We start from the raw sequence: 25,765 nt of genomic DNA, 5'->3' as shown, positions 1-25,765 counted from the left end.
GCGGGCCGCGATAAGTGTCATTTCGGCGCACCGCGTCCTGCTGTTGCCAGGTAGAGCGCGGCAGCTGCCGAGACCCCGGCCGGCCACAGCATCGGCGCTCCGATGCTGACCGCCAGGCCGACCGAAGCCAGCGCGGCGACCCAGGCGGCCCGCCGCGCCCAGCCCGGCTGCAGCAACCGGACGGCGGCGGCGCTGCCCAGCAGGTAGACCAGGGTGAACGAACTGGTGGCCAACAACATGGTGGCGGTCAGGTCCAGCCCGGCCACCGCGGTCACGGTCAGCGAGACCAGGGCGCCGCCGCCGACGATCAGCAAGCTGCGCCTCGGCACCGCGCCGGCACTGCTGCCCTCGGCGAACCAGCCGGGTAGGGCTCCGTCCCGGGCCAGGGCGGCACCCAGTTTCGCGGCACCTGCGAAGAACGTGTTCATCGTGCCGACGGTCAGCAGCACCGCGACCACCGCGGTGGCGGGCCGGGCCAGCGGCCCGATGCCCAGCGCCATCAGGTCCGACAGCGGGGCGTGGCTGGCGCCGGCGTCCTGGCCGAGCACGGCGATGGTGGTGGCGGCCAGCGCCAGGTACAGCACGGCGACCGCGACCAGTGCGATCGCGGTAGCCAGCGGCACGGCCCGGGAAGGGTCGCGGTACTCGGCGGCCAGCGACGACATCGCCTCCCAGCCGGCGAAGGCCCAGACCAGCAGCCCGGCCGCCGAGGCGACCGAGCCCCAGCCGTGCGGCAGCAGCGGGCCGATGGCGTCCGGTCGGACGTGGGGAAGGGCCACCACCACGGTGAGCACCATCAGAGCGGCCAGGACGGCGGCGACGGCAAGTTGGACGCGTCCGGACAGCCGCAGGCCGGCCGCGTTCAAGGCCCAGACCACCACGATGAGTACCGCGGCGGTGCCCAGCTCACTCGCCCGGCCGCCGCCGGTGGCGTCCGCGACGTAGCGTCCGGCCATCATCGCCGCCGCCGGTGCGGCCGCCGGGACGGCGGTGTAGAAGCACCAGCCGACCATCGCCGCGGCCCGGTTGCCGAAGGCTCGGCGCACGTAGGTCGACACGCCGCCGGAGTCGGGGTAGCGGGCACCCATCGTCGCGAAGGTGCCGGCCAGCGGCACCGACAGCAGGATCAGCGCCAGCCAGGACAACAGGCTGGCCGGCCCGGCGATCTCGGCGGCCAGCGCCGGCAGAGTGAGGACGCCGGTGCCCAGCACCGCACCGATGCTCAGCGCGGCTCCCTGGCCCACCGACAGGTGCCCGGCGCCCGGGGTACCCGCCTCCGGCTGCGTCATCGGGCCCCCCTCGTCCACACTTTCTCCGGCTCGCGGAGACTACCCGGTCGACGACGTCAGCCGGGGCCGTGGGTTGCGTAGCCGGCGGCTGCCTCGGCGAGCGCGCGAAGGGCGTCCAGGTGGGCTCGGAAGGCGGTCCGGCCATGCTCGGTCAGCGAATACCAGGTGCGCGGCCGCTTGCCGACATGGCCCTTGGTGATGGCCAGGTAGCCGGCGGCCTCCAGCGCGCCGGCCTGCTTGGACAACGCCGAGTCCGACACCGAGACGGCGTCCCGGACGAAGGCGAACTCGGCCCGGTCGAGGCTGACCAGGGTGGCCATGATGGCGAACCGGACCGGCGAGTGGAACTGCTCGTCGATGCTCACCGGCCGCCGTCCGTCCGGCGCAGCACCGCCCACGCACCGACGGTGCAGGTGGCCAGCAGCGCGACACCGCCGCCCAGCCACCACGGCCAGGCCAGGTCGTAGCCGCTGCCGATCACCACGGTGCCGACCCAGAGCACCGTCCAGACAGCCATCACCCAGCCGTGGAGGCGGCCGCCGCCGCGGACCATCGTGCGCTGCCGGGCGGCGTAGACGGTGATGGCGACGATCAGCGCCCCCCACAAGGTGGTCAGGACGATCGTCCAGACCAAGCCGTGCAGGACCCCGAACCCGACTGCGGCAAGCAGTGACGCGACTCCGAACACCAGGTAGTAGCGGGCCAGCCAGCGTGCCGACCGCCGGGCACGGACGGCCATCTCGTCGACCTGGGCACGTGCGGTCTCGTAGTTCATCGGTTCCATGTCGCCAATCTAGCAAGTACTTTCCAATAAGGAAAGTACTTTCCTAATCACTCAGGGTGTGGTCCCGGCGACGAAGACCAGTCCGCCGAGCGCGATCACCACCAGCAGCAACACCAGCAGCGCGTGCACCCGGGCATCCGGCAGCCGCCGTCCGGCGAACAACGCGGCCAGGGTGCGGCCGAGGCGGCGGCTGTGCACGAAGGTGACCACCCCGGCGACGCCGACGCTCAGCGCGGCCAGCGTGTAGCCGACCGCCGGCGCCACCTCGACCACCAGCCGGGCGCTGACCAGGCTGGCGCCCAGGCCGGCGAGGTTGACCCGCTGCCAGGCCAGCGAGGTCCGTTCCGGCTGCAGCCCCGGGTCCCAAACCCGGTCCGGCAACTCGAAGCGGCCGCTCATCAGCCGAGCAGGGTGAAGACGGCCAGTCCGGCGATCAGCAACAGGATCAGCGACAACATCGGCAGCACGGACGGCCGGGTCAGCGGCGATCCGAGGCGCATGGCGCGCTCATTGCGAGCCCAGCGGGAGAAGCCGGTGACTCCGCACAGCACCCCGCAACACAGCATCACCACGCCGGCGATCACCAACCGGCTGCCGGCCGCGGGGGCGAAGTGGGCGAGTGCGGCGATGCCGAGGCCGGCGGTGACGAAGGCGAGACCGGTGCGGATCCAGGCCAGGAAAGTGCGTTCGTTGGCGAGGCTGAATCGTGGATCGGGCTCGTCGCCGACCCCGTACACCCACCCCGGCCAGCGGGTGCTCACGTCCTCGTGCTGCATGCCGCTGAGAATAGCGCCGGGTCGTCGCCGGACTGACGCCGCGGAACCGTACACTGTCGCCTCACAGCGGGAAAGGACGCGCAGGTGAGTCACAACGGATCTTTTCCGGGCGGCGGTTACCCCGACCCCCAGCAGCCACAGCCGAACCCGGCCAACCCGGGCCCCGGAGCCTGGCCGGGTGGGCCCGGCAACTACCCGCCACCAGGAGGTGCTCAGCCGGGTCAGGGGTGGGGACAGCAGCCACCGAGCCAGCCGTCCGGACCGCAGCCGGGCCAGGGCTGGGGACAGCAGCCACCGAGCCAGCCGTCCGGACCGCAGCCGGGCCAGGGCTGGGGACAGCAGCCGCCGAGCCAGCCGTCCGGACCGCAGCCGGGCCAGGGGTGGGGGCAGCAGCCACCGAGCCAGCCGTCCGGACCGCAGCCGGGTCAGTACGGCTCCGGCCCCTACGGAACCGCGCAGCAGCCGGCCTACGGCGCACCGCAGCAGTGGGGTGCTCCGCCGCCCAGCCCCGGTTCGCCGGGCGGCGGCAACTCCAAGCGGCTGTTGATCGGTCTGGTCGCTGCGGCGGTCGTCCTGGCACTGATCGTCGGCGTCGTCTGGGTGGTCCGCAACAACAACTCCGCGACGCCCACGCCGTCGCCGACGGTCTCCACCTCGGGCACCTCAGGTCCGTCCCAATCCACCCAGCCGACGGTGCCCACCGCGAAGGCCTCGGACGCCGTGGTTTCCTACCTGCGGGCACTCGGCGCCGGCGATGCCACGACGGCACTCAGCCTGGCGGCGTCCGCCCCCACCGGCGACACCACGTTTCTGACCAATGGGGTGCTCGCTGCCGCGACCGCGGGGAAGCTGTCCAACGTGCAGGTCGCCGACGTCAGCGACCCCAACGCCACCAGCGTCTCGGCCAGCTACACCCTGGCGGGTGCTCCGGTGTCGGCGACGTTCGACGTCACCAGAGTCGGCGACCAGTTCCGGCTCACCGACATCGCTGCCAGCGTCGACCTGTCCCGGATGCAGCGGTCCGAGGCGCCGGTCAAGCTGGCCGGCGTAACCGCGCCGGGCAGCGTGGTGTCGCTCTTCCCGGGCGTGTACGCCGTCACCGCGGCCAACCGGAACCTCAGCTACGGCTCGGTCAAGGTCACCGTCAGCGACCTCGGCGCCCAGACCCCGGCGGGCGGGAAGTTGGCGATCAGCTCCGCGGGGAAGTCGGCGATCATCAAGGCGGCGAAGTCCAAGTACTCCTGGTGCCTGAAGCAGAAGTCGGTCCGGCCGTCCGGGTGCGGTTTCGCGGTCCGGGTTCCGGGCGGGGTGAAGCTGCGCACCAGCACAATCAAGTGGACCAAGCGCGGCGGCGCGAACTTCGGCTCGGCCAAGCTGTCGCTGCAGGGCGCCGACTACGTCGAGGCGAAGATGGCGGCGAAGGTGCATTTCTACGCCCGGGACGCCCGGATCAGCCGTCGCTACTGGTACAAGGACGTGAAGCTGCGTGGCTTCTCGGCACTGATGACCGGATCGAAGATCAGCATCAGCTACTACTGAGCCTGTCTCACTCGGCGCGAGGCCTCGGGGATCATTCTCCGGGGCCTTCGTCGTGCAACTGGTCGATGTAGCACCACCGCCAGTGCTCGCCGGGCTCGATCGAGCGCATCACCGGGTGTCCGGTCTGCCGGAAGTGCAGGGCGGCGTGCTTACCGGGGGAGGAGTCGCAGCAGGCGATGTGCCCGCAGCTCAGGCACATCCGCAGCTCCACCGGCTCCTGGCCGGTCGCGAGGCAGTCCAGGCAGTCGCCATGCGCCTCGAAGTCAACCTCGGCGGGTGCGCCGTCCAGGTGGACGCACGGTGCGTTGCCGCTTGCCCGGGGCGGAGCTTCGCGCACTTCGCGCTCCCGGTCCTCGCGGATCAGCAACGTGGCCTCTTCGACGTCCAGTTCGGCCAGCAGCGCGCTCAGCACCTCGTGGTCGGCGAAGCCGCGGTCGCGGATCTCCAACAGCTTGGCCCGCTCGGCGGTGAGCCCGATCAGCCGCAGCCGGCGGTAGGCCATCGCCCCGCTCTCGGCGCCGCCGCCGGCGCGGGCGTGGCCGAGCCGTTCCCACTGCAGGTCCACCCGGCGCTTGCCGGCCTGCTTCAACCTGGCGATCAGCTCGCCGTCGTCCGGTCCGGCCGCTTCCTTCATCGCGGCCATGCCGGCGATCACCGAGCGCTGGGTGACCATCGCCTCCTGCAGCGCGTCCTCGCGCGGATCGGGACCGTGGACGCCGAGCCGCCGGGCCAGTAGCGGCAGGGTCAGCCCGTGGATCAGCAGGGTTCCGGCGACCGTGACCAGGGCGATCAGCAGCAGCACCGGACGCAGCGGGGTGTCGGCGGGGAGGGTCAGCGCCGCGGCCAGGGTGACCACGCCGCGCATGCCGGCCCAGGAGATGATCGCCGCCTCGCGCCACGACAAGGGGCGATGGCTGCGGCCGAGGAACGGGCGGACGGCCATCACGTAGACGATCCGCAAACCGATCACCGCCGCCAGCACCGCCACCGACACTCCGGCGATGCTCAGGTTCGACACCGGATAGGACGCCGCCGCGTCCAGGATCTGATGGGTGTGCAGCCCGATCAGCAGGAAGACGGTGTGCTCGAGCACGTACTGGATGGTGGACCAGTTCATCCAGGTGGAGACCCGGGCCGGCGCCGACCGCACCACCGGTGTGACATGGCCGACCATCAGCCCGGCCACCACCACGGCCAGGACGCCGGAGGCGTGGAAGCTCTCGGCCAGCGCGTAGGCGGCGAACGGGATCAGGAAGGTCAGCGTCGTGCTGGCGATCGCGTCGGTCAGCACCCGGAACAGCCAGATCGAGATCTTCGCGACCACGAACCCGGCCAGCGGGCCGACCAGGACGGCCAGGGCCAGGTCGGTGCCCACCTCGGCCAGCGTCACCGACGCGGCCAGCGCGGCCACCGCGGTCCGCAGCGCCACCAGGGCGGTGGCGTCGTTGAGCAGCGATTCGCCCTCCAGGATCGTCACCACCCGTCTGGGCAGGCCGGCCTGCCGCGCGACGGCGACCGCGGCGACGGCGTCCGGTGGCGCGACGATCGCCCCGACCGCGAAGGCGGCCGCGAACGGCACCGGCAGCAGCCCGGTGATCACCAGTGCGACGCCCAGGGCACAGAACAGCACGAACCCGATCGAGAGGTACCCGATCGCCGGCAGGTTGGTGCGGAAGTCGACCAGCGAGGTGTTCACCGCGGCCGCGTAGAGCAGCGGCGGCAGGAAGCCGAACAGGGCCATCTCGGCGGTCAGTTCGGGCAGCGGGAACCAGGGCTCATAGGACGCCGCGGCGCCGATGATCAGCAACAGCAGCGGGGCCGGCATCGGCACCCGGCGACATAGCCAGGTGGCGGCGAGCACGGTGCTGACGCAGCCCACCACCAGCAGCAGGATCTCCATGGGACGCCCTCCGAGGTCGGTACTCGCGGATATCTCATCACGTCTGACCGTTAGGCTGACCCGGTGATCACCCGCCTGTCGAAGTTGTTCGTCCGCACGCTGCGCGACGACCCGGCCGATGCCGAGGTCGCCAGCCACCGGTGGCTGGTTCGTGCCGGCTACATCCGGCGTGCCGCGCCGGGGATCTACAGCTGGCTGCCGCTCGGCCTGAAGGTGCTGGCCAAGGTCGAGGCGATCGTCCGCGAGGAGATGGACGCGATCGGCGCCCAGGAGGTGCGCTTCCCGGCGCTGCTGCCCCGGGAGCCCTACGAGGCCACCGGACGGTGGACCGAGTACGGCCCGAACCTGTTCCGGCTGAAGGACCGCCGGGAGAACGAGTACCTACTCGGGCCGACCCACGAGGAGATGTTCACCCTGCTGGTGAAGGACCTGTACAGCTCGTACAAGGACCTGCCGCTGAGCCTGTACCAGATCCAGACCAAGTACCGCGACGAGGCCCGGCCCCGGGCCGGCATTCTGCGTGGCCGTGAGTTCGTGATGAAGGACTCCTACTCCTTCGACATCGACGAGGCCGGCCTGGACGCCTCGTACCGGGCGCACCGGGACGCTTACATCGCGATCATGAACCGGCTCGGGCTGGAGTATGTGATCGTCAAGGCCACCTCGGGGGCGATGGGTGGTTCGGCGTCGGAGGAGTTCCTGGCGATCGCCGAATCCGGTGAGGACACCTTTGTCCGCTCGCCCGGCGGCTACGCCGCCAACGTCGAGGCGGTGCGGCGTCCGCTGGCCGACACCCAGGACGCGTCAGCCGCCCCCGCCGCGCACGTCGAGAACACCCCGGACAGCCCCACCATCGAGTCGCTGGTGGCGCTGAGCAACGCCCGCTTCCCGCGTCCGGACCGGGCCTGGCAGGCGTCCGACACGCTGAAGAACGTGCTGTTCATGCTGCGCAGTCCCGACGGCACCCGGACGCCGCTGGCGATCGGCCTGCCCGGTGACCGCGACGTGGACATGAAGCGGCTCGAAGCCGCCGTCGAACCGTCCGAGGTGGAGCCGTTCGGCGAGGCCGACTTCGCGACCTACCCCAAGCTGGTGAAGGGCTACATCGGCCCGGGAGCGCTGGGCATCGGCGAGTTCGAAGGCGACGAAGCGCCCGCCGGCGCGGTGCTGTACCTGACCGACCCGGCGGTGGTGGCCGGCACCCGCTGGATCACCGGCGCCAATGAGGCGGGTCACCACGTCTACGACCTGGTCTGCGAGCGCGACTTCCGCTCCGACGGCGTCCTCGATGTCGCCGAGATCCGCGAAGGCGATCCGGCTCCGGACGGCTCCGGGCCGCTCAGTCTGGCCCGCGGCATCGAGATGGGTCACATCTTCCAGCTCGGTCGCAAGTACGCCGAGGCGCTGGGCCTGAAGGTGCTCGACTCCAACGGCAAGCTGGTCACCGTCACCATGGGCTCCTATGGCATCGGGGTGTCCCGGGCGGTGGCCGCGGTCGCCGAATCGCACTGCGACGAGCGGGGACTGGCCTGGCCGCGGACGCTGGCGCCCTTCGACGTCCAGCTCGTCCCGGCGGGTAAGGACGCCGCGATGACCGAGTACGCCGAACGGCTCGCCATCGAGCTCTCGGCGGCCGGCTTCGAGGTGCTGCTGGACGACCGAAAGGCCAGCCCGGGGGTGAAGTTCACCGACGCCGAGATGCTCGGCGTGCCGACCACCGTGGTGATCGGACGCGGGCTGGCGTCCGGGCTGATCGAGGTGCGCGACCGGGCCACCGGCGAGCGGTCCGAACTCGGCGCCGAGGGTGCGGCCGACGAGCTGATCGCGCTGCTGCGCTCGTGACGGTGCGGCACCGTCGATGGTGACCGGCCTGGAACTCCCGCTGCTGACCCTGGCGCTGCTGGTGGCGGCGTCCTTCGTCGCCGGCTGGGTGGACGCCGTGGTCGGTGGCGGGGGACTGATCCAGCTGCCGGCGCTGCTGATCGGGCTGCCGGCCGAGGCGCCGGTGGCGACCATCGCCGGCACCAACAAGCTGCCGTCCTTCCTGGGCACGGCGACCGCTGCCGCCACTTATCTGCGGTCGATCCGGGTGGACTGGACGCTGGCCTGGCCGCTGCTGGCGATGGCGGCGGTCGGTTCCTGGTCGGGCGCCCAACTCACCCACTTTCTGCCCCGGCAGCACTTCACCCCGCTGGTGTTGGCCGCCGTGGTCGGGGTGGGCTGGTACACCTGGCGGCGTCCACAACTCGGCCTGCACGGGCACATCAAGCACACCGGCAACGACGCCCGGCTGCGGATGGCGGCGATCGGGCTGGTCGTCGGCGCCTGGGACGGCTTCATCGGGCCCGGCACCGGCACCTTCTTCGTGATCGCCCTGGTCTCGGTGATCGGCCACGACTTCCTGGCCTCCAGCGCGCTGGCCAAGCTCGCCAATCTGACCACCAACGCCGCGGCGATCGTGGCGTTCGCGGTCACCGGCAACATCCTGTGGGGGCTCGGGCTGCTGATGGGCGCCGCCAACCTGACCGGCGGCTTCCTCGGCGCCCGGACGGCACTGAAGCAGGGCAACACCTTCGTCCGCAGGGTTTTCCTGGTCGTGGTGTCGGCGCTGGCGGTCAAGCTGGCCTGGGACACCTGGTTCAGCTACTTCGGCTGAGATCGACCGATCAACCCGGCCAGCCCGGCCAGCGCAGCGCCGAGCCGCCGAACCGGACCAGCGCGGCGTTCGTGGCGGCGAGCGCATCGACGCCGATCCGGCGTTGCGCGGGGGTGGCCGGCCCGGCGATCCAGGCGCCGAGCAGCTCAAGGGCGGCGCTCTCGGTGTGCACGGCGATCTGCCAGGCCATCGAGCGGTCCCGGGCCGGCCGCAGGTCGTAGCCGATCGACGGGGCGGTGAGTTCGATGTCGGGTGCGGCCGACAGGATCATCGGGCGCAGCGCCTGCCACTGCCGCAGCCGGGAGCGCAGGGTGCCGCGATCGGCCTTGGTCAGCCCGGACGCGGCCAGCGCCATCTCGTAGCTGTAGACGGCCTGCGCCGTCAGCAGCAGGACGCGGTGGACGTCGGTCGCGGTCAGGTCTGGGGTGCGGTCGGTGCCGTCATCGCCCAAGGCGCCGACACCGTGGGGCAGCACGGCGGCCATCGTTGCGCTGAACGCCGCCAGGGACGCCCACAGCAGCGCAGCCGGACCGGTGGCGGTTCGGGCCGAAGCACGATGCACCCCCTGAAGGGCCAGCAGCTCCCGCGACAGGGCCGCCTGCGTCGCGGCCACGGTGCGCAGGGCCGGCGCGGACGGTTCGGTCGGCATCACGCCGGCCCGCTGCCGCCGGGCCGGGTCGGCCGAGGTGAGCACGAGCAGGTGCTCAAGGGACGCCGTCCGGAACCACTCCAGGGTGTGCACCCGGGTGGCGGTCAGCTTCCAGGCGGCGGCATTGCCGACCAGCAGTCCGGCTAGCGCGGCCGTCCGGCCGAGGCGTCCGGCCAGCCCGTCCGGCAGGGTGACGGGCAGCGGACTCGGCGGGCTCCACGGCAGCCGAGGAGGGTTGCCGTCGCCGGTACACCCGGCCAGCGCCGCCGCGCCGCCGAGCAGCAGCAGCCGGCGTCCGATCACGGCCCCGACGGTACCGGGTAAACTGCCCCACGGTCGCACCGGCCGACAACTGCAGGACAAAACCGGATCGAGGAGAACCCATGGACTCAACAACCATCTCCGATCTGGTGACGCCCGTGGTCGCCCCGCGTGGGCTGGAAGTCGACCGAGTCGAGGTGATCGCGGCCGGCAACCGCCGGGTGGTGCAGATCTACCTCGACGGCGACGGGCCGCAGGGCCGCGGACCCTCCCTCGACGAGATCGCCGACGCCACCCGCGCCATCTCCCGCGTCCTGGACGACGCCCCGGCCCTCGGGAAGCGGCCGTGGACGCTCGAGGTCTCCTCCCGCGGGGTGAGCCGTCCGCTCACCGCTGCCCGGCATTTCCGGCGCAACACCGGACGGCTGATCGCCGCCAGCACCGACGACGGTGCGATCACCGGCCGGATTCTGGGGGCGACCGAGACCGAGGTGACCCTCGACATCGACGGCAGTTCGCGCACCCTGCCCATCGACTCACTCACCAGGGCCGTGGTCCAGGTGGAACTCAATCGCAGCATCGACGACGAAGGACAGTGACATGGACATCGACATGGAGGCCCTGCGGGCCCTGGAACGCGACCGCGAGATCCCGATGAACATCCTGGTCGGCGCGCTCGAGGACGCGATGCTGAACGCCTACGAGAAGACCGACGGCGCCGTCCCCGGCTCGCGGGTGGAACTCGACCGCAAGACCGGCCACGTGACCGTGTTCGCGCCCGAACTCGACGAAGAGGGCGAGAAGATCGGTGAGTACGACGACACCCCGGAGGGATTCGGACGAGTCGCCGCGACCACGGCGCGCCAGGTGATCTACCAGCGCATCCGGCAGGCCGAGGACGACCAGAAATTCGGCCACTTCTCGGCGGCCGAGGGCGACATCCTGGTCGGCGTCGTCCAGCAGGACCGCGATTCGCGCACCGTCCGGGTCGACCTGGGCAGCATCGAGGCGATCATGCCGCTGGCCGAGCAGGTGCCCGGCGAGGACTACTCGCACGGCAAGCGGCTGCGGGTCTATGTGGTGTCGGTGCGCCGTGAGTTGCGCGGACCGCAGGTGGTCGTCTCCCGGACCCACCCGAACCTGGTGCAGAAACTGTTCCGGCTCGAGGTGCCCGAGATCGAGCAGGGGGTGGTCGAGATCAAGGCGATCGCTCGCGAGGCCGGGCACCGGACCAAGATCGCCGTCCTCTCGCACAATCGCGACGTCTCCGCCAAGGGTGCCTGCATCGGCCCGATGGGCCAGCGGGTCCGTGCCGTCATGCACGAGCTCAACGAAGAGAAGATCGACATCATCGACTTCTCCGACGATCCGGCGAAGTTCGTCCGCGAAGCGTTGTCGCCGGCGAAAGTGAGCCAGGTGATCGTGACGGACGCCACCGCCCGGGCCGCCCGGGCCATCGTCCCCGACTACCAGCTGTCGCTGGCGATCGGACGCGAGGGCCAAAACGCCCGGCTGGCCGCGCGGCTGACCGGGTGGCGGATCGACATCCGCCCGGACACCCAGGCATAGGCGGCTACCCGGCGACCACCGCCATCGGCAGCAGGACGAAGACCAGCATCGCCACCGCGAACGCCAGCAGTGCGAATTTGGCCATGGCGAGTCTCTTCACGGCCTTGGCGCGGGCGTCCGTCGCCGGCTCGTCCAGCAGGCTGCCGCACAGCTTGTCCTCGGCCAGGTCACAGCCGCCGGCGGCGAGCGCCGCCAGGATCGCCAGGCCGGCCCACACCGCGCCCCAGCCGCCCAGCGTCCGGTAGGCAGGATCGAGCGACCACCAGGCCAGACCCGCCAGGAACAGGACGTAGCCGGTGATCAGCGGCAGGTCCCAGGCGAGGCTCTGCCGGGCGGCGGCCGTCCGATTCTCACCGGGCGTTCCCGCCTTCCCCGTCCACGCCGCCTTGATCCGCTCGACCTGCTCGGCGTTGCCGGCCCGCTGCAGCTCGACGATCGTCGGCCTGCCGAGCCGTTTCATGGCGGGTGCCATGCCGCGCCAGGCCCAGGCCACCATTGCGAGACCGGCCACCCAGGTGAGGGTGGGCGCCAGCCAGGCCCAGGCGTTCATCGGGTCGTCGATCCGAAGCGGAGGGTCGGCTCCGGGCGGGGCGGGTTGTCGCGGTTGGCCGGCCAACCCGCGGTCGCCCAGCCGTCGGCCTGCGCTGCGAGGGCGTCCGCCTGCTGGCGTACCTGTGCTTCGCGATCGGCGGAGAACTCGTAGCTGCCCTGCCACGGCGGTGGTACGGCTTGCTCGAACGAAGGCAGATCCTGCCGGAACCGGTCCAGGGCCAGGCTGAGGCCGTTCATCGCGATCCGGAACCGGATCCAGCGGTGCAGCGGGAACTCGAAGTCGTCGCGCAGCTTGACCCCCGCCTCGGTGCCCTTCCGGCTCAGTCCGGCGATCTGCTCCACGCCCATCTTGAGGTTGAGCCCGCCCTCGCCGGGTGTGGTGCAGACGGTGACGATCCGGTCCTTGAAGCCGGGGGCGTCCATCTGCAACTGATCCGGCCAGTCGTGCATGGTCGTGACCATCGTGGTCAGTAGTCCGAGCACGGTATCGATCGGCGTCTCCACCGGTTGGGCGCTGACCGTTGCGGCGGGCAGGTCGACCTGTCCGCGGTGGTAGTGCGGGTTGAAGGCGGCGAGGTTGATCCCGAAGGTGGGACGCCGCGGCAGCCAGTCGTCGAAGAACTGCATCGGGAAGTTGCTGGTGATCCCGCCGTCGGAGAACCAGGCGGTGACGACGGTCAGCTCCTGCTCCTGATCCGCGGATTCCGGGATCCGGCCGCCGTCCAGGTAGTAGAACGGCACGGCGCTGATCAGCACGGGGAAACTCAGGCTCAGCCGGGCGGCCATCACCACCGGCAGGTCGGGTGCGAACGGGAATCGCCGCAGCGGTTCGTCATGGGTGGGGCAGCGGAGCCGGACGGGCGCCGCGGGATCGGCGTTCATCGCCCGCGAGGTCGCCTCAACCTGGGCGCAGACCGTCCTCGGAAAGTAGTCGGCAAGGCAGCTCGGGCAATAGGCCAGGGAATCGTCGAAGAACGGGAAGCTGCGCGGGATCCGGTGGGTGAGGCAGGTGGTCATCACCCGCAGGTCCAGGTCTGGGTCGAGCGTCCCCCAACCGATGCTGGGAGCCCTGCGCTTGTAACGCCAGAAGCCGGGCAGGTCCGGCCGGTCGGGCAGCGAACGCTGCTCGGTGAACAGCTCCCGGAATTTCTCGGTCGCCTCGGCTCCCCACAGGTCGCGGAAGGTCAGCGGCGCGCCGCGCGGATCCCGGCCCGCGGTGATGTTGATCTCGCGGGTCAGCCAGTCGGTCAGCGCATTGCTGGAGTGATCGGCCTCCGGGTTGCCGGACGGGTTGGGCCGATGGCCATTGACCATGCCGAACCCGTTGCGGTTGACGGCGTGCCAGGCGCCGATGCCGAGCGTGAGCAACGAGGCCAGCAAACCGCCGAGCACCGCCAGCGGCAGCCAGAGCGCAGTGGCCCGCAGCACCGGAAGCCAGGTCTCGTCCCGCAACCCGCCCAGCAGAGCGGCGGACGACAGGAACGCCGGTAGCAGCAGAACGGCGGTGGTGAGCAGGAACGCGGGCCAGCCCCAGCGGACCAGCCGGCCCACGGAGACCGCGAGCTTGTGGCCGATCGACCAGCCGGGCTCGATCCAGGCGATCAGGAACTGGAACAGGCCCCTGGTGCCGGGGGAGGGCTCGAACAGCAACGGCAGTTGGCTGCCGAGATGGTCGGGCAGCCGCCGCAACCGGTCGAATCCGACCGCGGCGGGATCCCACCGCAACTCGTCGGGGACGGGTCCGGCGCCGGCCGGCGGGGGTACCGGGGCCGGCGTCCCCGTGCTGGATCGGTGATACTCGGCCGCCGCTGCGAGGACGGCGGCCAGCCCGCCCACCGAGGAGCCGCCGATCCGCCGGAACCGGTAGTCGGCGGCGAGTTCGGTGACCGCGGGTGGGTAGACCACGCCGCTGGTGATCCCGCCCTTCATCACCAGCGAGCATTCCTCGTCGGGGCTGACCGTGGGGCCGGCGGGGACGGGATCGGCGGCGGCTTCGGTCACGGTGACTCCCAAGAACGGTGGGGGTCAGTGTTCTCGCCGTTCCGCGGAGCGTCAATAGCCGCCGCCGACGGATCAGGCGCTGGTGCTCGGGGAAGGTTGGGCCGTCTGGCCACCGCCGGGGAGTCCGGTGTCGCCGGGACGAGTGGCCTGTTGTTCGGAGCGGATCTGGGCCAGTGCCGCGGTGACCTTGGCCTCGTCCACGCCGAGCTTCTCGGCCAGGGCTTTGGCGGTGGTGGCGTCCCGGTCGGTCCGGCCAGTGCCACCGTTGCCGTCCGGCCGGTTCACCTGCATGACCTCCTGCAGAGCTTGGCTGACCGTGGTTTCGTCGAGTCCCAGCTTCTCGGCGAGTGACGCGGCGAGATTGCCCATTCCGCGCTGGCCGCCCGGCCCGCCCGGAGCAGCACCGTTCTCGCCGCCCGGTGCGCCGCCCGGCGATGTGCCGTCCGCGCTTTGGCTGGCCTGCGGCTGTGACTGAAGTGAGGTTCCCGCCATGGCGTACCCCACGCCCAGGACGGCGCCGACGCCGATCACTGCCGCGCCGACGGCGACGCCGGTCTTCTGTTTGATGTTCATCTGTCTCCTTCGAGTTCTGGTCGGACTTGCTGGTGATTCCAGTGAGCCGGACGCCGCTGGCGTCCGGCTGGTCGGGGCCTGTCGGCGGGCTATGAGTTCGCTCCCGCGTCGTTGCTCTGGATCGGCGGAGGTGCCCGGCTACCCTGTCCGGGTGCCGTCCGACCACAGCCGACCCCGCCGGCCCGCGTTCCGGGACCCGATGATCCTGGAACTGATGGGTGAGGGCTCCGACCCGATCGCCCAGCTGCACGCCGCCCACGAGACGGCGGCGGTGCTGCTGCACACCGGACGCGCGTCCGGGGACCCGTCGGTGACCGAGCGGCTGGTCGACCTGGTCGGCGAGATCGGGCTGTCCACGCTGGCCGACCTGTGGGCCACCCGTCCGGCCAGGACCCTGCCCGGCGCGCTGTGGCGGCTGTACTTCCTCCGGGAGTGGATGCGGACCGACGCCGAGGGCGTGGCTCGCTGCTACGCGGCCGGCGTCCGGTTCACCGAACCCAACCACGTGGTGGCCGGCATCGAGCCGCCGCGGCCCGACGACGTCCGGCGGGTCGCCGACGACCTGATGCGGGGCGCCTTCACCGGCGACTTCGCGGTCGCATTGGAGCGCGCCGCCGCGTTCTGCCTGGTCACCTCCGCGGGCAGTGCGGACCTGCACGGCATCGAGCCGCTGGCCCGAGCGGCGAGGCTGCAGGAGATGGCGGCCGACCTGACCGCCGGCGCCCTGCTCTGGCGCGCCGGCGACCTGCGCTAGCGGCACCCCGGGGACGGTTCTTTCGGTCACCGGCGATCCACCCCAACTGGCGGACGCCCGACCCGCGTCACCGGCGAGTTGGGCATCTCGGCGGCGGCACCTATGATGGTCGATCGGTGTCGGGCTGAGGTAGCCCCGGGCTCCAACACTTGCCGCCGCGAGCGGCCACGCGCCGAGAGGCGCTCCCAGCCCGGCACCGACTTCTTCCTCCCCTGCGTCGTCGGGCGGCGTCCGGACGGCGGGGACCCGGCCGCCCATTGGGACGGCCGGGTAGGGGAGAGGAATCTTGTCGCTCCGGGTCGGGTCAGCGGCAGCCTCCCTTCCCAGCGACCCGGCCGGCGGACTGCGCGGCCCGGCCGGTGCTGAGGTTCGTTGCGTCGTCCATGGCCACTACTCAACCGGCGGTTTCCGGCAGCGGGCTGGACGCGGACTGTGCGTCGCCTGTGAGCCGTCCGGCCCGGCTACCCTGAGCGGCATGACGTCCCCCCAGCGGATGTGCGCAGGCTGCCGCGGCCGAGCGGACAAGCCCACGCTGCTGCGACTGGTCTGGGACGGCGGCGACGGCGTCCTGATCGACGAGCGCCAGCGGCTCCCCGGACGCGGGGTCTACCTGCATGCGGAGTGTGCGCCACGGGCGCTGAAGACGCGGGCGATCGGACGCGGACTGCGCCGCAGTATCGACCACGCTCTGGTCGGCAACATCCTGCTCGGCCACTCGGTTGGGTGAATCGCGGCACGCAGCGATAGACTCTCCGGTGCGCCTCCGCCGACTCCCGGCGGATCCCAACCAGAAAGTGGGCTAACGCTCATGACCACTCGATGAGTACCTCGAAATGAGCAACAAGAACTAGCTGGTCCGCGCGCCCCGCGGACCTGAAGGAGAGTAGTGGCCAAGGTCCGCGTCTACGAGCTCGCCAAAGAGCTCGGACTCGAAAGTAAAGATCTTCTCAAGAAGCTGAACGACATGGGCGAGTTCGTCCGGTCCGCGTCGTCCACCATCGAGCCCCCGGTCGTCCGGCGGCTCAGCGAGCGCATGTCGGCCGACAAGGCCGGCAGCGCTGCGCCCGCGAAGGCCCCGGCGGCCAAGCCCGGTGCCCCGACGCCGCGCCCATCGGCGCCGGCGCCGTCCGCACCCCAGCAAGGCACGTCCGCCGCGGCCACTCCTGGTCCGCGGCCCCCGGCTGCTTCGCAGCCGCGGCCCAATGCACCCCAGGCGCGGCCCTCCGCTCCGCAGGCCCGGCCGAGTGCCCCGCAGCCCCGTCCCGGCGCTGCCCCGCAGTCCCGACCGGCCGCCGCCCCGCAGTCTCGGCCGGCCGCTCCGCAGGCACGGTCCGCGGCGGCGCCGCAGCAGCCTCGGCCGGCCGCCCCGCCGCAGCAGCGTCCCGCAGCTCCCGGCGACGGCGCCGCCCCGGCGCCGCGTCCGGCGGCTGGTCCCGGTGGCGCCGCGCCTCGCCCGGGGGCTCCCCGGCCGATGCCGCGTCCGGGTGGCACCGGCGGCCTGCCCGGCGCCGGAGCGCGCCGTCCCGGTGCCCCCCGTCCGGGCAACAACCCGTTCTCGTCCAGCCAGGGCATGGGCGTGCGCCGGCCGCGTCCCGAGGGTGGCGCAGCCCCGGCCGGGCGCAGCGATGCCCGCACCGGCGCTCCGCGTCCGGGTCCCGGCGGCGCGCCGCGTCCCGGCGCCCGGCCCGGGGTTCCCGGCATGCCGCGTCCGAACCCGGCGATGATGCCGCGCCAGGCGAACCCCTCGCTCGGCGCCCCGGCCCGTGGCGGTGGCGGCGGTGGCCGTCCCGGTTTCGGTGGCGGTGCAGGTCGTCCCGGCGGCGCCGGTGGCGGTGGCCGTCCCGGTTTCGGCAGCGGACCCGGTCGTCCCGGCGGTGCGCCCGCGGGTGGCGGCGGTGGTCGGGGCCGTGGCGGACGCGGTGGCTCCGGCACCCAGGGCGCGTTCGGTCGCGCCGGTGGGCCGGCCCGTCGCGGACGCAAGTCGAAGAAGCAGCGCAGGCAGGAATTCGACCAGATGGAGGCGCCGACCATTGGTGGCGTCCGGATCCGTTCCGGTGACGGATCCACCGTCCGGCTGCGTCGTGGCGCTTCGCTGACCGATCTGGCCGAGAAGATCGGCGTCGATCCCGCGTCGCTGGTGCAGGTGCTGTTCAACCTGGGCGAGATGGTCAACGCCACCCAGTCGGTGGCCGACGACACGCTGCAGGTGCTGGGTGCCGAGCTCAACTATTCGATCGAGGTCGTCTCGCCCGAGGACGAGGACCGCGAGCTGCTGGAGAGCTTCGACATCGAGTTCGGCGAGAACGAGGGCGGCGAGGAAGACCTGGCCCCGCGTCCGCCGGCGGTCACCGTGATGGGTCACGTCGACCACGGCAAGACCAAGCTGCTGGACGCGATCCGCAACACCAACGTGGTGGCGGGCGAGGCCGGCGGCATCACCCAGGCCATCGGTGCCTACCAGGTGGCCACCGAGGTGGACGGCCTCGAGCGGAAGATCACCTTCATCGACACCCCGGGTCACGAGGCGTTCACCGCCATGCGTGCCCGCGGTGCCAAGTCGACCGACATCGCCGTTCTGGTGGTGGCCGCCGACGACGGTGTGATGCCGCAGACGATCGAGGCGCTGAACCACGCCAAGGCGGCCGAGGTGCCGATCGTGGTCGCGGTGAACAAGATCGACAAGGAGAGCGCCGACCCGACCAAGGTGCGCGGCCAGCTCACCGAGTACGGCCTGGTGCCCGAGGAGTACGGCGGCGACACCATGTTCGTCGACGTGTCGGCCACCGCGCGGCTGGGTCTGGACGAGTTGCTCGAGGCGGTCGTGCTGACCGCGGACGCGTCGCTCGACCTGCGGGCCAACCCGGACATGCCTGCCCAGGGTGTCGCCATCGAGGCGCACTTGGACAAGGGTCGCGGCCCGGTGGCCACTGTCCTGGTGCATCGCGGCACGCTGCGCACCGGGGATTCGATCGTGGCCGGTTCGGCCCACGGCCGCGTCCGCGCGATGATCAACGATCTCGGCGAGCAGGTGGCCGAGGCGCCGCCGTCCATGCCGGTGCAGGTGCTGGGTCTGACCTCGGTTCCGGGGGCCGGCGACAACTTCCTGGTCGTCGACGACGACCGGATGGCACGCCAGATCGCCGACAAGCGGGAGGCCCGGCAGCGGGCGGCCCTGCTGGCCAAGACCACCCGGCGCAAGACCCTCGACCAGCTGTTCGAGCAGCTCGAGAAGGGCGAGACCCAGGAGCTCAAGCTCATCCTCAAGGGCGATTCGGCCGGTTCGGTCGAGGCGCTGGAGGACGCGCTGGCCAACATCGACATCGGCGACGAGGTCAGCCTGCGGGTCATCGACCGCGGTGTCGGTGCGATCACCGAGACCAACGTGTCGCTCGCCGAGGCGTCCGACGCGGTGATCATCGGGTTCAACGTCCGGGCGCAGGGCAAGGCCACCCAGATGGCCGACTCGGCCGGCGTGGATATCCGGTACTACTCGGTGATCTACGCGGCGATCGACGATGTCGAGGCGGCGCTGAAGGGCATGCTGAAGCCGATCTTCGAAGAGAAGGTCAGCGGTCAGGCGCAGATCCGGGAGATCTTCCGGTCGTCCAAGTTCGGCACCATCGCGGGCTGTATGGTCATCGACGGTTCGATCCGGCGGAACTCGAAGGCCCGGCTGCTGCGCGACGGTGTCGTGGTCGCCGAGACCTCGATCGCCTCGCTGCGGCGTGAGAAGGACGACGTCACCGAGGTCCGCGAGGGCTACGAGTGCGGCATGACGCTGGCCAACTACTCCGACATCAAGATCGACGACGTCATCGAGACGTTCGAGATGGTCGAGAAGCCGAGGGATTGATGGGTAACCCGCGCTACATCAAGGTCGCCGAGCAGATCAAAGTGATCGTGGCGGAACTCCTGGAACGGCGGATCAAGGATCCGCGGCTGGGCTTCGTCACCCTCACCGACGTCCGGCTCACCGGCGACGGCCGGGAGGCGACGGTGTTCTACACGGTGCTGGGCGACGAACAGTCGCGTGCCGACACCGCGCAGGCGCTGGAGTCGGCCCGCGGACTGATCCGGTCCACGGTGGGCAAGCAGTTGGGGATGAAGTTCACCCCGACGATCGCCTTTGTGCTGGACGCCGTCCCCGAGTCGGCCGCACAGATCGAGGACGTGCTGGCCCGGGCCCGCGCCGCTGACGAGGCGGTGGCGGCCCAGGCCGCCGGCGCCACGTACGCCGGTGAGGCCGACCCGTACAAGAAGCCCGGCGAAGAGGACGACCCGGCTGAGTAGGCCCGGTCTTCCCCCGCCCGGGTCTTCCCGACCCATAAAGCCCTCCCTAACTAGTTCAGCCCTCCCGCATGCGGGAGGGCTGAACTAGTTAGGGAGGGCCCTTTGTGGGTCGGGTTTGCTTGCGCAGCGAGAGCGGGGGCTGGTTCCAGGCGTCCGCGGACGGCGGCGGACTGGCGGCCGTCCACGACAGCAGCGACGAACCGAACGCGGAACTCTCCTTCGAGCACGACGGCGATGTGGACGCGCTGGCCGAACGGCTCGGAGCAGCCGGCATCAACCTGCAATGTGGTCGATGAGTCCTAGGGACGCACCCTGCTGGTCGATCGTCCGGCCGCGGGGAGCCGATCTGGGTCAACGAGCGGCAGACTGACCTCTACGGCTACGTCGCGCTGGGCGGGCGCGGACCCGGCGGTACGGTCGGCTGACCGCCGGGGAGCCGCAGGATTCCGGAGCGATACCGTCCGGGACCGTTCCTAGCATGGGTGCCGGACCGATCGGGGGCAGCTATGACACAGACACAATCGCAGTACCGGGTGGAGCAGTTGACGCCCGCGACCTGGCCTGCGTTCGAGGCGCTGGTGGCCAAGCACAACGGCATTTTCGGCGGCTGCTGGTGCATGTGGTTCCAGCCGGACGCCGACCGCGACGGCCACGGCGGCGGACAAGCGGCCAAGCATCGGCTGGTCGAGCTCGGCCGCACCCATCACGCGCTGGTGATGGACGCCGACGCCGCCGTCGGCTGGTGCGAATACGGAACCCCCGCGGAGCTGCCCCGGATCTATCACCGCAAGGAGTACGAAAGCCGAGGCTTCGAACCCACCGGATGGCGACTGCCGTGCTTTTTCGTCGACCGGAATCACCGCCGCCGCGGTGTGGCCACCCTGGCCCTGCACGGTGCCCTCGACCTGATCGCGGCCGCGGGCGGCGGCACCGTCGAGGGCTACCCGCGGGTGGACGTGGGCGAGCGGAAGATGTCGGCGTCCTTCCTGTTCAGCGGCTCGATCGGCATGTTCGAAGGGGCCGGCTTCACCCGCGGCCCGGATCTCGGTAAGTTCCGCTGCATCATGCGCCGAACCGTCGCGCCCCGGTCCGGCTGAACACCGACCCCGGGGCCGGCACCGAGGAGGGACGTCCGATGGTGAGCGTCGACCGGGACAACTGGGGCGGCAACGTCCACTACCGAGCCGCCCAGATCGCGGCCCCGGAGACCCTCGAGGAGGCGCAGCGGCTGGTGGCGTCCAGTGCCAAGATACGGCCGCTGGGTACTCGGCACTCGTTCAACCGGCTGCCCGACACCGACGGCATCCTCATCCACCTCGGGTCGCTGCCGCCCGACCCGGTGATCGACACCGACGCGATGACCGTCACGGTCGGTGGCGCGACCCGGTACGGAGTCGTCGCTCGTCACCTGGAGGACAACGGGCTGGCCCTGCACAACATGGGTTCGTTGCCGCACATCAGCGTCGCCGGGGCGATCTCGACCGGTACCCACGGCTCGGGGGACGGCCTCGGCAGTCTGTCCTCGGCCGTCCGTGGCCTGCAGCTGATCGGGCCGTCCGGTGACTTGATCGACATCGGTGCCGACGATCCGGCCTTGCCGGGCATGGTCGTCGGGCTCGGCGCGTTCGGCCCGATCACCCGGGTCACGCTGGCCGTCCAGCCCTCGTACCGGATGCGCCAGGACGCCTACCTGGACCTGCCCTGGCAACGGCTCACCGACGACCTCGACGCCGTGTTCGCGGCCGGCTACAGCGTCAGCCTGCTGACCCGGTGGACGGCTCCGGCCGTCGAGCACATCTGGGTGAAATCGCTGGTCAGCGGCCCGATCGCCAGCGCCGACCAGCTCGGCGTCCGACCCGCTCCCGGGGACACCCCGGACAATATGAATCCCTTCGGGGTGGAGGGGCCGTGGTGCGCCTGCCTGCCGCATTTCCGGCTCGATCGGGTGCCGAGCCTGGGTGCCGAGATCCAGACCGAGTACCTGGTACCCCGCGACCGTGCCGTCGAGGCGATCGGCGCGCTGCGTGCGATCGGCGAGCCGATCGATGCCGTGCTGGCGATGTCGGAGTTGCGCACCGTGGCTGCGGACGAGCTCTGGCTGTCGCCGGCCACCGGACGTGACAGCCTGGCGATCCACTTCACCTTCCACCGCGACCCAGAGGGGGTGGCGCGGGTGCTGCCCGAGATCGAGGCACGGCTGTTGCCGCTCGACGCCCGTCCGCACTGGGGCAAATTGTTCCATGCCGGCGCCGACGTGCTCGCCGGCCGCTACCCGCGGATGGCCGACTGGCGGAACCTGGTCGCCGGCCACGACCCGGACGGCAAGTTCGCCAACAACTTCCTGGAACACCACGTCGGCGGGAGCTGATCGGGGGAGCCGGGCTTCTATGATCGGCGCTGGCGCCTGAGGGGAGACGGTGCCGGGAGCGGGGGACATGGACCTGAGCAGCATCAAGCGCGCCGCCGTCCGCGGGCTCACCCCGGGGCGTCCGTTCCAGAACCCACCGATGATCCTCCGGCTGGTGATCGGCATGGTGATCGCCTCCGTCGTCGGATATGCGACCCACAGCCCGCAGACCCAGGTCATCCTCACCGTCGGGGCGCTGCTGGCCGGGGTCTCGCTCACCCTGCCGCACAACCGGTCGCGGCTGGTGGCGGCCGGCGTCGGCTCCTTGGCTCAGGCGTTCGGGCTCTATCTGGGCGTCACGCTGTCCGGCCAGTGGTGGGTGGTGCTGGTGCTGGCCTTCCTGGGCTTCTTCGCGTCCGGCATGCTGCGGGCGGTAGCGGTCGGCATCAGTATCCGGGTGGTGCTGATGAGCATCCTGTTCCTGGCCTTCGCCGAGATGGGACGGGGCTTGAACGCTCTGCCGCTGACCGTCGCGCTGGGCTTCCTGGCCGGTGCCGCGATCATGCTCGCCGTCCAGCTCTTCCCGCCCTACGAGCCGCGATATGCCGCCCAGCGCACGGCGGTCAGCGTCTTCTACCGCTCGCTCGCCAGTGGGACGCCGACCGCGGCCACGCTGCTCGCGGCCGACCGCAGCCTGGCGTTGCTGCGGGCCGACGGCAACGATCAGCTCACCCGGTTCGTCCAGCTGGTCGAGCGGGGCGAGGAGGCCGCGCAACTGCTACTCGCGCTGCAGAACCGTCCGGAGTCGGCCGAGCAGTGGCAGAAGGCGGCGTCGGCGCGGCTGTCCAGCATTGCCGCCCGGATCGCGCGACCCAATGGTCCCGAGGAATCGTCGCCGGCTCCCTGGCCGACGGGTCCGGCGAGTGGGGTCCAGCAGGCGTTGCGCCGGGTGGTCGGGATCGCCGAACAGGTTGCCTCGGGGGAGATCGCGCCGGCGGCGTCCGACCAGCGCCGGACGCCGTCGTCGGCGGAGCTGGTCCGCGACGAGCTGCGGCCCGGATCGCCGATCTTCCGGCACGCGCTCCGGCTGGCGATCGCGTGTGTGGTCGGACAGTTGGTCGGCATGGGGGTCGCCGCCTGGCTGGGTAAGGATGCGATCTTCGCCGCCCACGGATTCTGGGTGGTGGTCGCCATCGCCCTGATCGTCTTCCCCGACTACGGCGACACCTTCGCGCGCGGCATCGGCCGCACCATCGGCACCATCGCCGGTGCACTGCTGGGCATCGCGCTCTCGTTCCTGCCCGCCGATCCGCTGCTGCACACCGTTGTGCTGCTGCTGCTCTACATCGGGCTGCAGGTGTTCCGGACCTGTGGCCAACCCTGGTCGATGCTCTTCCTGGTCGCCTGGATCTCGTCGCTGATGGCTGGACCGCTCGCCGCGACGACCCGCGGCATCGACACCGTGATCGGCTGCCTGATCGGCTTCGCCGCCTATCTGCTCTTTCCCACCTGGCAACGCCGCCGGCTGGACGATCTGCTGTCCGAGTGGGCACGGTTTGAGGCCGACCGACTGGTGGCGCTCAACCAGCTGTGGTCAGGGGAGAGCGAGGAGCGCCGGCTCGCCGTCGCGCACGCGAGTGTGCTGAGCAGGGTGGTGCGGCTGGAGTTGCTCGGCGCCATCCGGAGCGCCCGCAGCGAGCCGCCGCACCCGCAGGGCCGCTGGGACGATGCGGCGCTGACCCCGGCGGCGGACGCCGTCACCACCGTCGGCCGCCAGATCGCCGCCTTGTCCGCACTGGCGCCCTATTGGAGCGAGGCCGAGCGGGTCGGCGTCCGTTCAGCGACGGAAGGGCTGGCCGGGGAGCTGCTCGTCCTCGCCTGCGCCGAGCAGCCCGGCGCCGAGGGTGCCGTCCACGTGGGGGACGGGGTCCTGGCTGGGGACGCGGTGACCGGCGACGGCCGGACGCCCGACAGTGACGCGCTGACCGACGGTGACGTGGCGCCCGACACTCGTGTGGCGGTCGAGCAGACGTCCGGCGCGGTGGCCCAACTGGAGGCACTTCGCCGATCGGCAGTCGCCGGCTGACCTTTTGACGGCGACCGTGCCGAGTGGTGCCGTAGCCTGTTCGGGCCGCCGTCCGCAGCAGAGGAGAGCAATGCCCGACTCGGGAATCCTGGTCGTCGACAAGCCGTCCGGCTGGACGTCGCACCAGGTGGTCGGACGGTGCCGGCGGCTGCTCGGCACCCGCAAGGTCGGACACGCCGGCACCCTCGACCCGATGGCGACCGGAGTGCTGGTGATCGGGGTCGAGAAGGCCACCCGGCTGCTGGGGCATCTGGCCTTGTCAACCAAGACCTATACGGCGACCATCCGGCTCGGCCAGGCCACCGTCACCGACGACGCCGAGGGCGAGGTGACGACGGCCTCCGGTGCGGGCGGCGTCGGAGATGCCGAGATCGAGGGGGCGCTGGTCCCGCTGCGCGGCGACATCGTGCAGGTGCCGTCGACGGTGTCGGCGATCAAGATCAACGGCCAGCGCGCCTACGCCCGGGCCCGCCGCGGCGAGGACGTCGTGCTGGCCGGACGGGCGGTCACCGTCTCCCGCTTCGACATCATTGGACGCCGCGACACCGATGCCGGCGGCCTCGCAGTCACCGACCTGGACGTGGTCGTGGACTGCTCCTCCGGCACCTACATCCGGGCGCTGGCCCGCGACCTGGGCGCCGCGCTCGGCACCGGCGGACACCTCACCGCGCTGCGCCGCACCCGGGTCGGCGGCTTCGAACTGGACGGCGCGCTGACCCCCGAGGAACTGACCGCCGACCCACCCCGAACCCCGGCCGTGATCGGAATGGCCGAGGTGGCGCGGCGCTGCTTCTCCCACGTCGAACTCAGCGACGACCAGGCCGTCGACGTCGGGTACGGACGTCCGCTGCAGCTGGCGCTGCCCGCAGATCCCACCGCGCTGCTGTACGACGGACGCCTGCTCGCCCTCTACCGGCCGGACGCCGGACGCGCCGTCGCCCTCGCCGTACTGGTCTGAGCGGAGCCGTCCCCGTCACCCGCCTCCGTTCAGGTTCCGGAGTCGCGGTTGCCGGCCGAGCGGCGCGCACCGGGAGAGAGGTGCACGGCGAGCTTCCCGGGCGGCACCACGCCGCTGGCGGGGGTGCCCAGGACGATGGCGGCGGCACGCTCCCACGGCCGCTCGCGTTCCAGGAACGCGAGTTCGTGCGACATCCACTCGTGCCAGAAGGTGATCGTCTCGTCGCGGTTTCCGTTCACGCCCTCGGCGATGTCGCGCTCGATTCCGCGCTGTTCGGCGACGCTGAAGTCGGACTGCACCCAGATCACCGCGTCGACAAGCTCGACGACATCGCACTGGCTCGCCCCGACCCCCTCGACGACGACGAGGCTGAGTCCGGCGGGCAAGGCCACTGCGCCCGGACGTCCCTCACGCTCCCAAGCCGGAGGCCGCAGATTGAGAGAGTTGCCCGCGCGCAGCGTCTCCAGAACCTCGCGCAGGAGATGTGCCCACTGGAAGAAGGGCTCGTTCCACGCGAGATCGCCGGTGTGAACAAGGGCGGATTGCGGCGTCGCGTCGACGATCGTCCGCGCCAGCGTCGATTTGCCGCCGGCGCCGCGACCGTCGATGGCGAGGATGAACGGCGAGTCCGGGCCGCGTCCGACCGCCCCGGGATACCCGAGGAGGCCCAGCAGCCCAGGTGCGGTGGCGACTTGCCAGGGCCCGAAAGCGGGCTCGCCGCCGACCAGCCTCGATTCGTCGACCAGCGGCACCTCCGGCTGCTGCGGGGCCGCTCCGGAGG

Annotated in this window: 25 protein-coding genes; 14 read left to right on the top strand and 11 right to left on the bottom strand. The window is 71.4% G+C overall.

Features of this window, described 5'->3' with window-relative positions; translation table 11 throughout:
* Positions 1-17: 17 nt before the first annotated feature.
* From QM711_RS10420 to QM711_RS10400, 5 genes are read right to left on the bottom strand one after another with little or no spacing between them, the layout of a single operon-like run.
* Positions 18-1,289 carry an APC family permease gene (locus QM711_RS10420; protein WP_415099019.1) on the bottom strand — a complete coding sequence of 424 codons (1,272 nt, stop codon included), beginning with the start codon at positions 1,287-1,289 and terminating at the stop codon, positions 18-20.
* 56 nt (positions 1,290-1,345) lie between these two features.
* Positions 1,346-1,654, bottom strand: coding sequence for a winged helix-turn-helix domain-containing protein (locus QM711_RS10415; RefSeq protein WP_415099017.1), 309 nt, complete (start codon positions 1,652-1,654; stop codon positions 1,346-1,348).
* Positions 1,651-2,073, bottom strand: a complete 423-nt coding sequence (locus QM711_RS10410; protein WP_415099015.1) for a hypothetical protein — start codon at positions 2,071-2,073, stop codon at positions 1,651-1,653. Before QM711_RS10410 ends, QM711_RS10415 begins: the two co-directional genes overlap by 4 nt.
* 51 nt (positions 2,074-2,124) lie before the next feature.
* On the bottom strand, positions 2,125-2,472 hold the full coding sequence (locus QM711_RS10405; RefSeq protein WP_415099013.1) for a DUF202 domain-containing protein: 348 nt from the start codon (positions 2,470-2,472) through the stop codon (positions 2,125-2,127).
* Positions 2,472-2,849, bottom strand: a complete 378-nt coding sequence (locus QM711_RS10400) for a YidH family protein (RefSeq protein WP_415099011.1) — start codon at positions 2,847-2,849, stop codon at positions 2,472-2,474. The genes QM711_RS10405 and QM711_RS10400 overlap by 1 nt, the downstream gene beginning before the upstream one ends.
* Before the next feature lie 84 nt (positions 2,850-2,933).
* On the opposite strand from QM711_RS10400, the gene QM711_RS10395 reads away from it, so the two are divergent.
* On the top strand, positions 2,934-4,388 hold the full coding sequence (locus QM711_RS10395; RefSeq protein WP_415099009.1) for a hypothetical protein: 1,455 nt from the start codon (positions 2,934-2,936) through the stop codon (positions 4,386-4,388).
* Between the two features lie 31 nt (positions 4,389-4,419).
* Here QM711_RS10395 and QM711_RS10390 read toward each other — a convergent pair whose 3' ends face one another.
* Positions 4,420-6,288 carry a cation:proton antiporter gene (locus QM711_RS10390; protein ID WP_415099007.1) on the bottom strand — a complete coding sequence of 623 codons (1,869 nt, stop codon included), beginning with the start codon at positions 6,286-6,288 and terminating at the stop codon, positions 4,420-4,422.
* Between the two features lie 63 nt (positions 6,289-6,351).
* Between QM711_RS10390 and QM711_RS10385 the strand changes: the two genes are divergently transcribed.
* Positions 6,352-8,130, top strand: a complete 1,779-nt coding sequence (locus tag QM711_RS10385) for a proline--tRNA ligase (RefSeq protein ID WP_415099005.1) — start codon at positions 6,352-6,354, stop codon at positions 8,128-8,130.
* Between the two features lie 16 nt (positions 8,131-8,146).
* A complete protein-coding gene (locus tag QM711_RS10380; protein WP_415099003.1) occupies positions 8,147-8,944 on the top strand; it encodes a sulfite exporter TauE/SafE family protein in 798 nt (265 codons plus the stop codon).
* A 10-nt stretch (positions 8,945-8,954) separates the two neighbouring features.
* On the opposite strand, the gene QM711_RS10375 is transcribed toward QM711_RS10380, so the two are convergent.
* Positions 8,955-9,896 (bottom strand): hypothetical protein, encoded by a 942-nt coding sequence (locus tag QM711_RS10375; protein ID WP_415099001.1) that lies wholly within the window; start codon positions 9,894-9,896, stop codon positions 8,955-8,957.
* Between the two features lie 80 nt (positions 9,897-9,976).
* On the opposite strand from QM711_RS10375, the gene rimP reads away from it, so the two are divergent.
* Both rimP and nusA read left to right on the top strand, forming a co-directional pair.
* A complete protein-coding gene (gene rimP / locus QM711_RS10370; protein ID WP_415098999.1) occupies positions 9,977-10,453 on the top strand; it encodes a ribosome maturation factor RimP in 477 nt (158 codons plus the stop codon).
* A 1-nt stretch (position 10,454) separates the two neighbouring features.
* Entirely contained in the window at positions 10,455-11,423 is a 969-nt protein-coding gene (gene nusA, locus QM711_RS10365) for a transcription termination factor NusA (protein WP_415098997.1), read from the top strand.
* Between the two features lie 4 nt (positions 11,424-11,427).
* On the opposite strand, the gene QM711_RS10360 is transcribed toward nusA, so the two are convergent.
* The 3 genes from QM711_RS10360 to QM711_RS10350 form a co-directional block, all read right to left on the bottom strand.
* Positions 11,428-11,973, bottom strand: a complete 546-nt coding sequence (locus QM711_RS10360; RefSeq protein WP_415098995.1) for a hypothetical protein — start codon at positions 11,971-11,973, stop codon at positions 11,428-11,430.
* A complete protein-coding gene (locus QM711_RS10355; RefSeq protein WP_415098993.1) occupies positions 11,970-13,976 on the bottom strand; it encodes a hypothetical protein in 2,007 nt (668 codons plus the stop codon). The genes QM711_RS10360 and QM711_RS10355 overlap by 4 nt, the downstream gene beginning before the upstream one ends.
* A gap of 72 nt (positions 13,977-14,048) precedes the next feature.
* The gene (locus QM711_RS10350) at positions 14,049-14,549 is read right to left on the bottom strand and encodes a hypothetical protein (protein ID WP_415098991.1); all 501 of its coding nucleotides are present in this window, start codon (positions 14,547-14,549) and stop codon (positions 14,049-14,051) included.
* A 151-nt stretch (positions 14,550-14,700) separates the two neighbouring features.
* On the opposite strand from QM711_RS10350, the gene QM711_RS10345 reads away from it, so the two are divergent.
* The 9 genes from QM711_RS10345 (at position 14,701) to truB (ending at position 24,984) form a co-directional block, all read left to right on the top strand.
* Positions 14,701-15,303, top strand: coding sequence for a hypothetical protein (locus QM711_RS10345; RefSeq protein ID WP_415098989.1), 603 nt, complete (start codon positions 14,701-14,703; stop codon positions 15,301-15,303).
* A 475-nt stretch (positions 15,304-15,778) separates the two neighbouring features.
* The gene (locus QM711_RS10340; protein ID WP_415098987.1) at positions 15,779-16,030 is read left to right on the top strand and encodes a YlxR family protein; all 252 of its coding nucleotides are present in this window, start codon (positions 15,779-15,781) and stop codon (positions 16,028-16,030) included.
* Positions 16,031-16,189: 159 nt separating this feature from the next.
* A complete protein-coding gene (infB, locus tag QM711_RS10335) occupies positions 16,190-19,156 on the top strand; it encodes a translation initiation factor IF-2 (RefSeq protein ID WP_415098985.1) in 2,967 nt (988 codons plus the stop codon).
* Positions 19,156-19,593, top strand: coding sequence for a 30S ribosome-binding factor RbfA (rbfA, locus tag QM711_RS10330; protein ID WP_415098983.1), 438 nt, complete (start codon positions 19,156-19,158; stop codon positions 19,591-19,593). The genes infB and rbfA overlap by 1 nt, the downstream gene beginning before the upstream one ends.
* A 104-nt stretch (positions 19,594-19,697) precedes the next feature.
* A complete protein-coding gene (locus QM711_RS10325; protein WP_415098981.1) occupies positions 19,698-19,889 on the top strand; it encodes a hypothetical protein in 192 nt (63 codons plus the stop codon).
* 210 nt (positions 19,890-20,099) lie between these two features.
* Entirely contained in the window at positions 20,100-20,690 is a 591-nt protein-coding gene (locus QM711_RS10320; RefSeq protein ID WP_415098979.1) for a GNAT family N-acetyltransferase, read from the top strand.
* A gap of 38 nt (positions 20,691-20,728) precedes the next feature.
* Complete coding sequence (locus tag QM711_RS10315; RefSeq protein WP_415098977.1) at positions 20,729-21,961, top strand: D-arabinono-1,4-lactone oxidase; 1,233 nt, start codon at positions 20,729-20,731, stop codon at positions 21,959-21,961.
* 67 nt (positions 21,962-22,028) lie between these two features.
* Positions 22,029-24,026 (top strand): FUSC family protein, encoded by a 1,998-nt coding sequence (locus tag QM711_RS10310; protein ID WP_415098975.1) that lies wholly within the window; start codon positions 22,029-22,031, stop codon positions 24,024-24,026.
* A gap of 70 nt (positions 24,027-24,096) precedes the next feature.
* Entirely contained in the window at positions 24,097-24,984 is an 888-nt protein-coding gene (gene truB, locus QM711_RS10305) for a tRNA pseudouridine(55) synthase TruB (RefSeq protein ID WP_415098973.1), read from the top strand.
* Between the two features lie 29 nt (positions 24,985-25,013).
* Here truB and QM711_RS10300 read toward each other — a convergent pair whose 3' ends face one another.
* On the bottom strand, positions 25,014-25,736 hold the full coding sequence (locus tag QM711_RS10300) for a hypothetical protein (protein ID WP_415098971.1): 723 nt from the start codon (positions 25,734-25,736) through the stop codon (positions 25,014-25,016).
* Between the last annotated feature and the right edge of the window lie 29 nt (positions 25,737-25,765).

This window comes from Micropruina sp. (genome assembly GCF_047602385.1).
GTDB lineage: Bacteria > Actinomycetota > Actinomycetes > Propionibacteriales > Propionibacteriaceae > Micropruina.
This window is presented reverse-complemented; position numbering and strand designations above follow the sequence as displayed.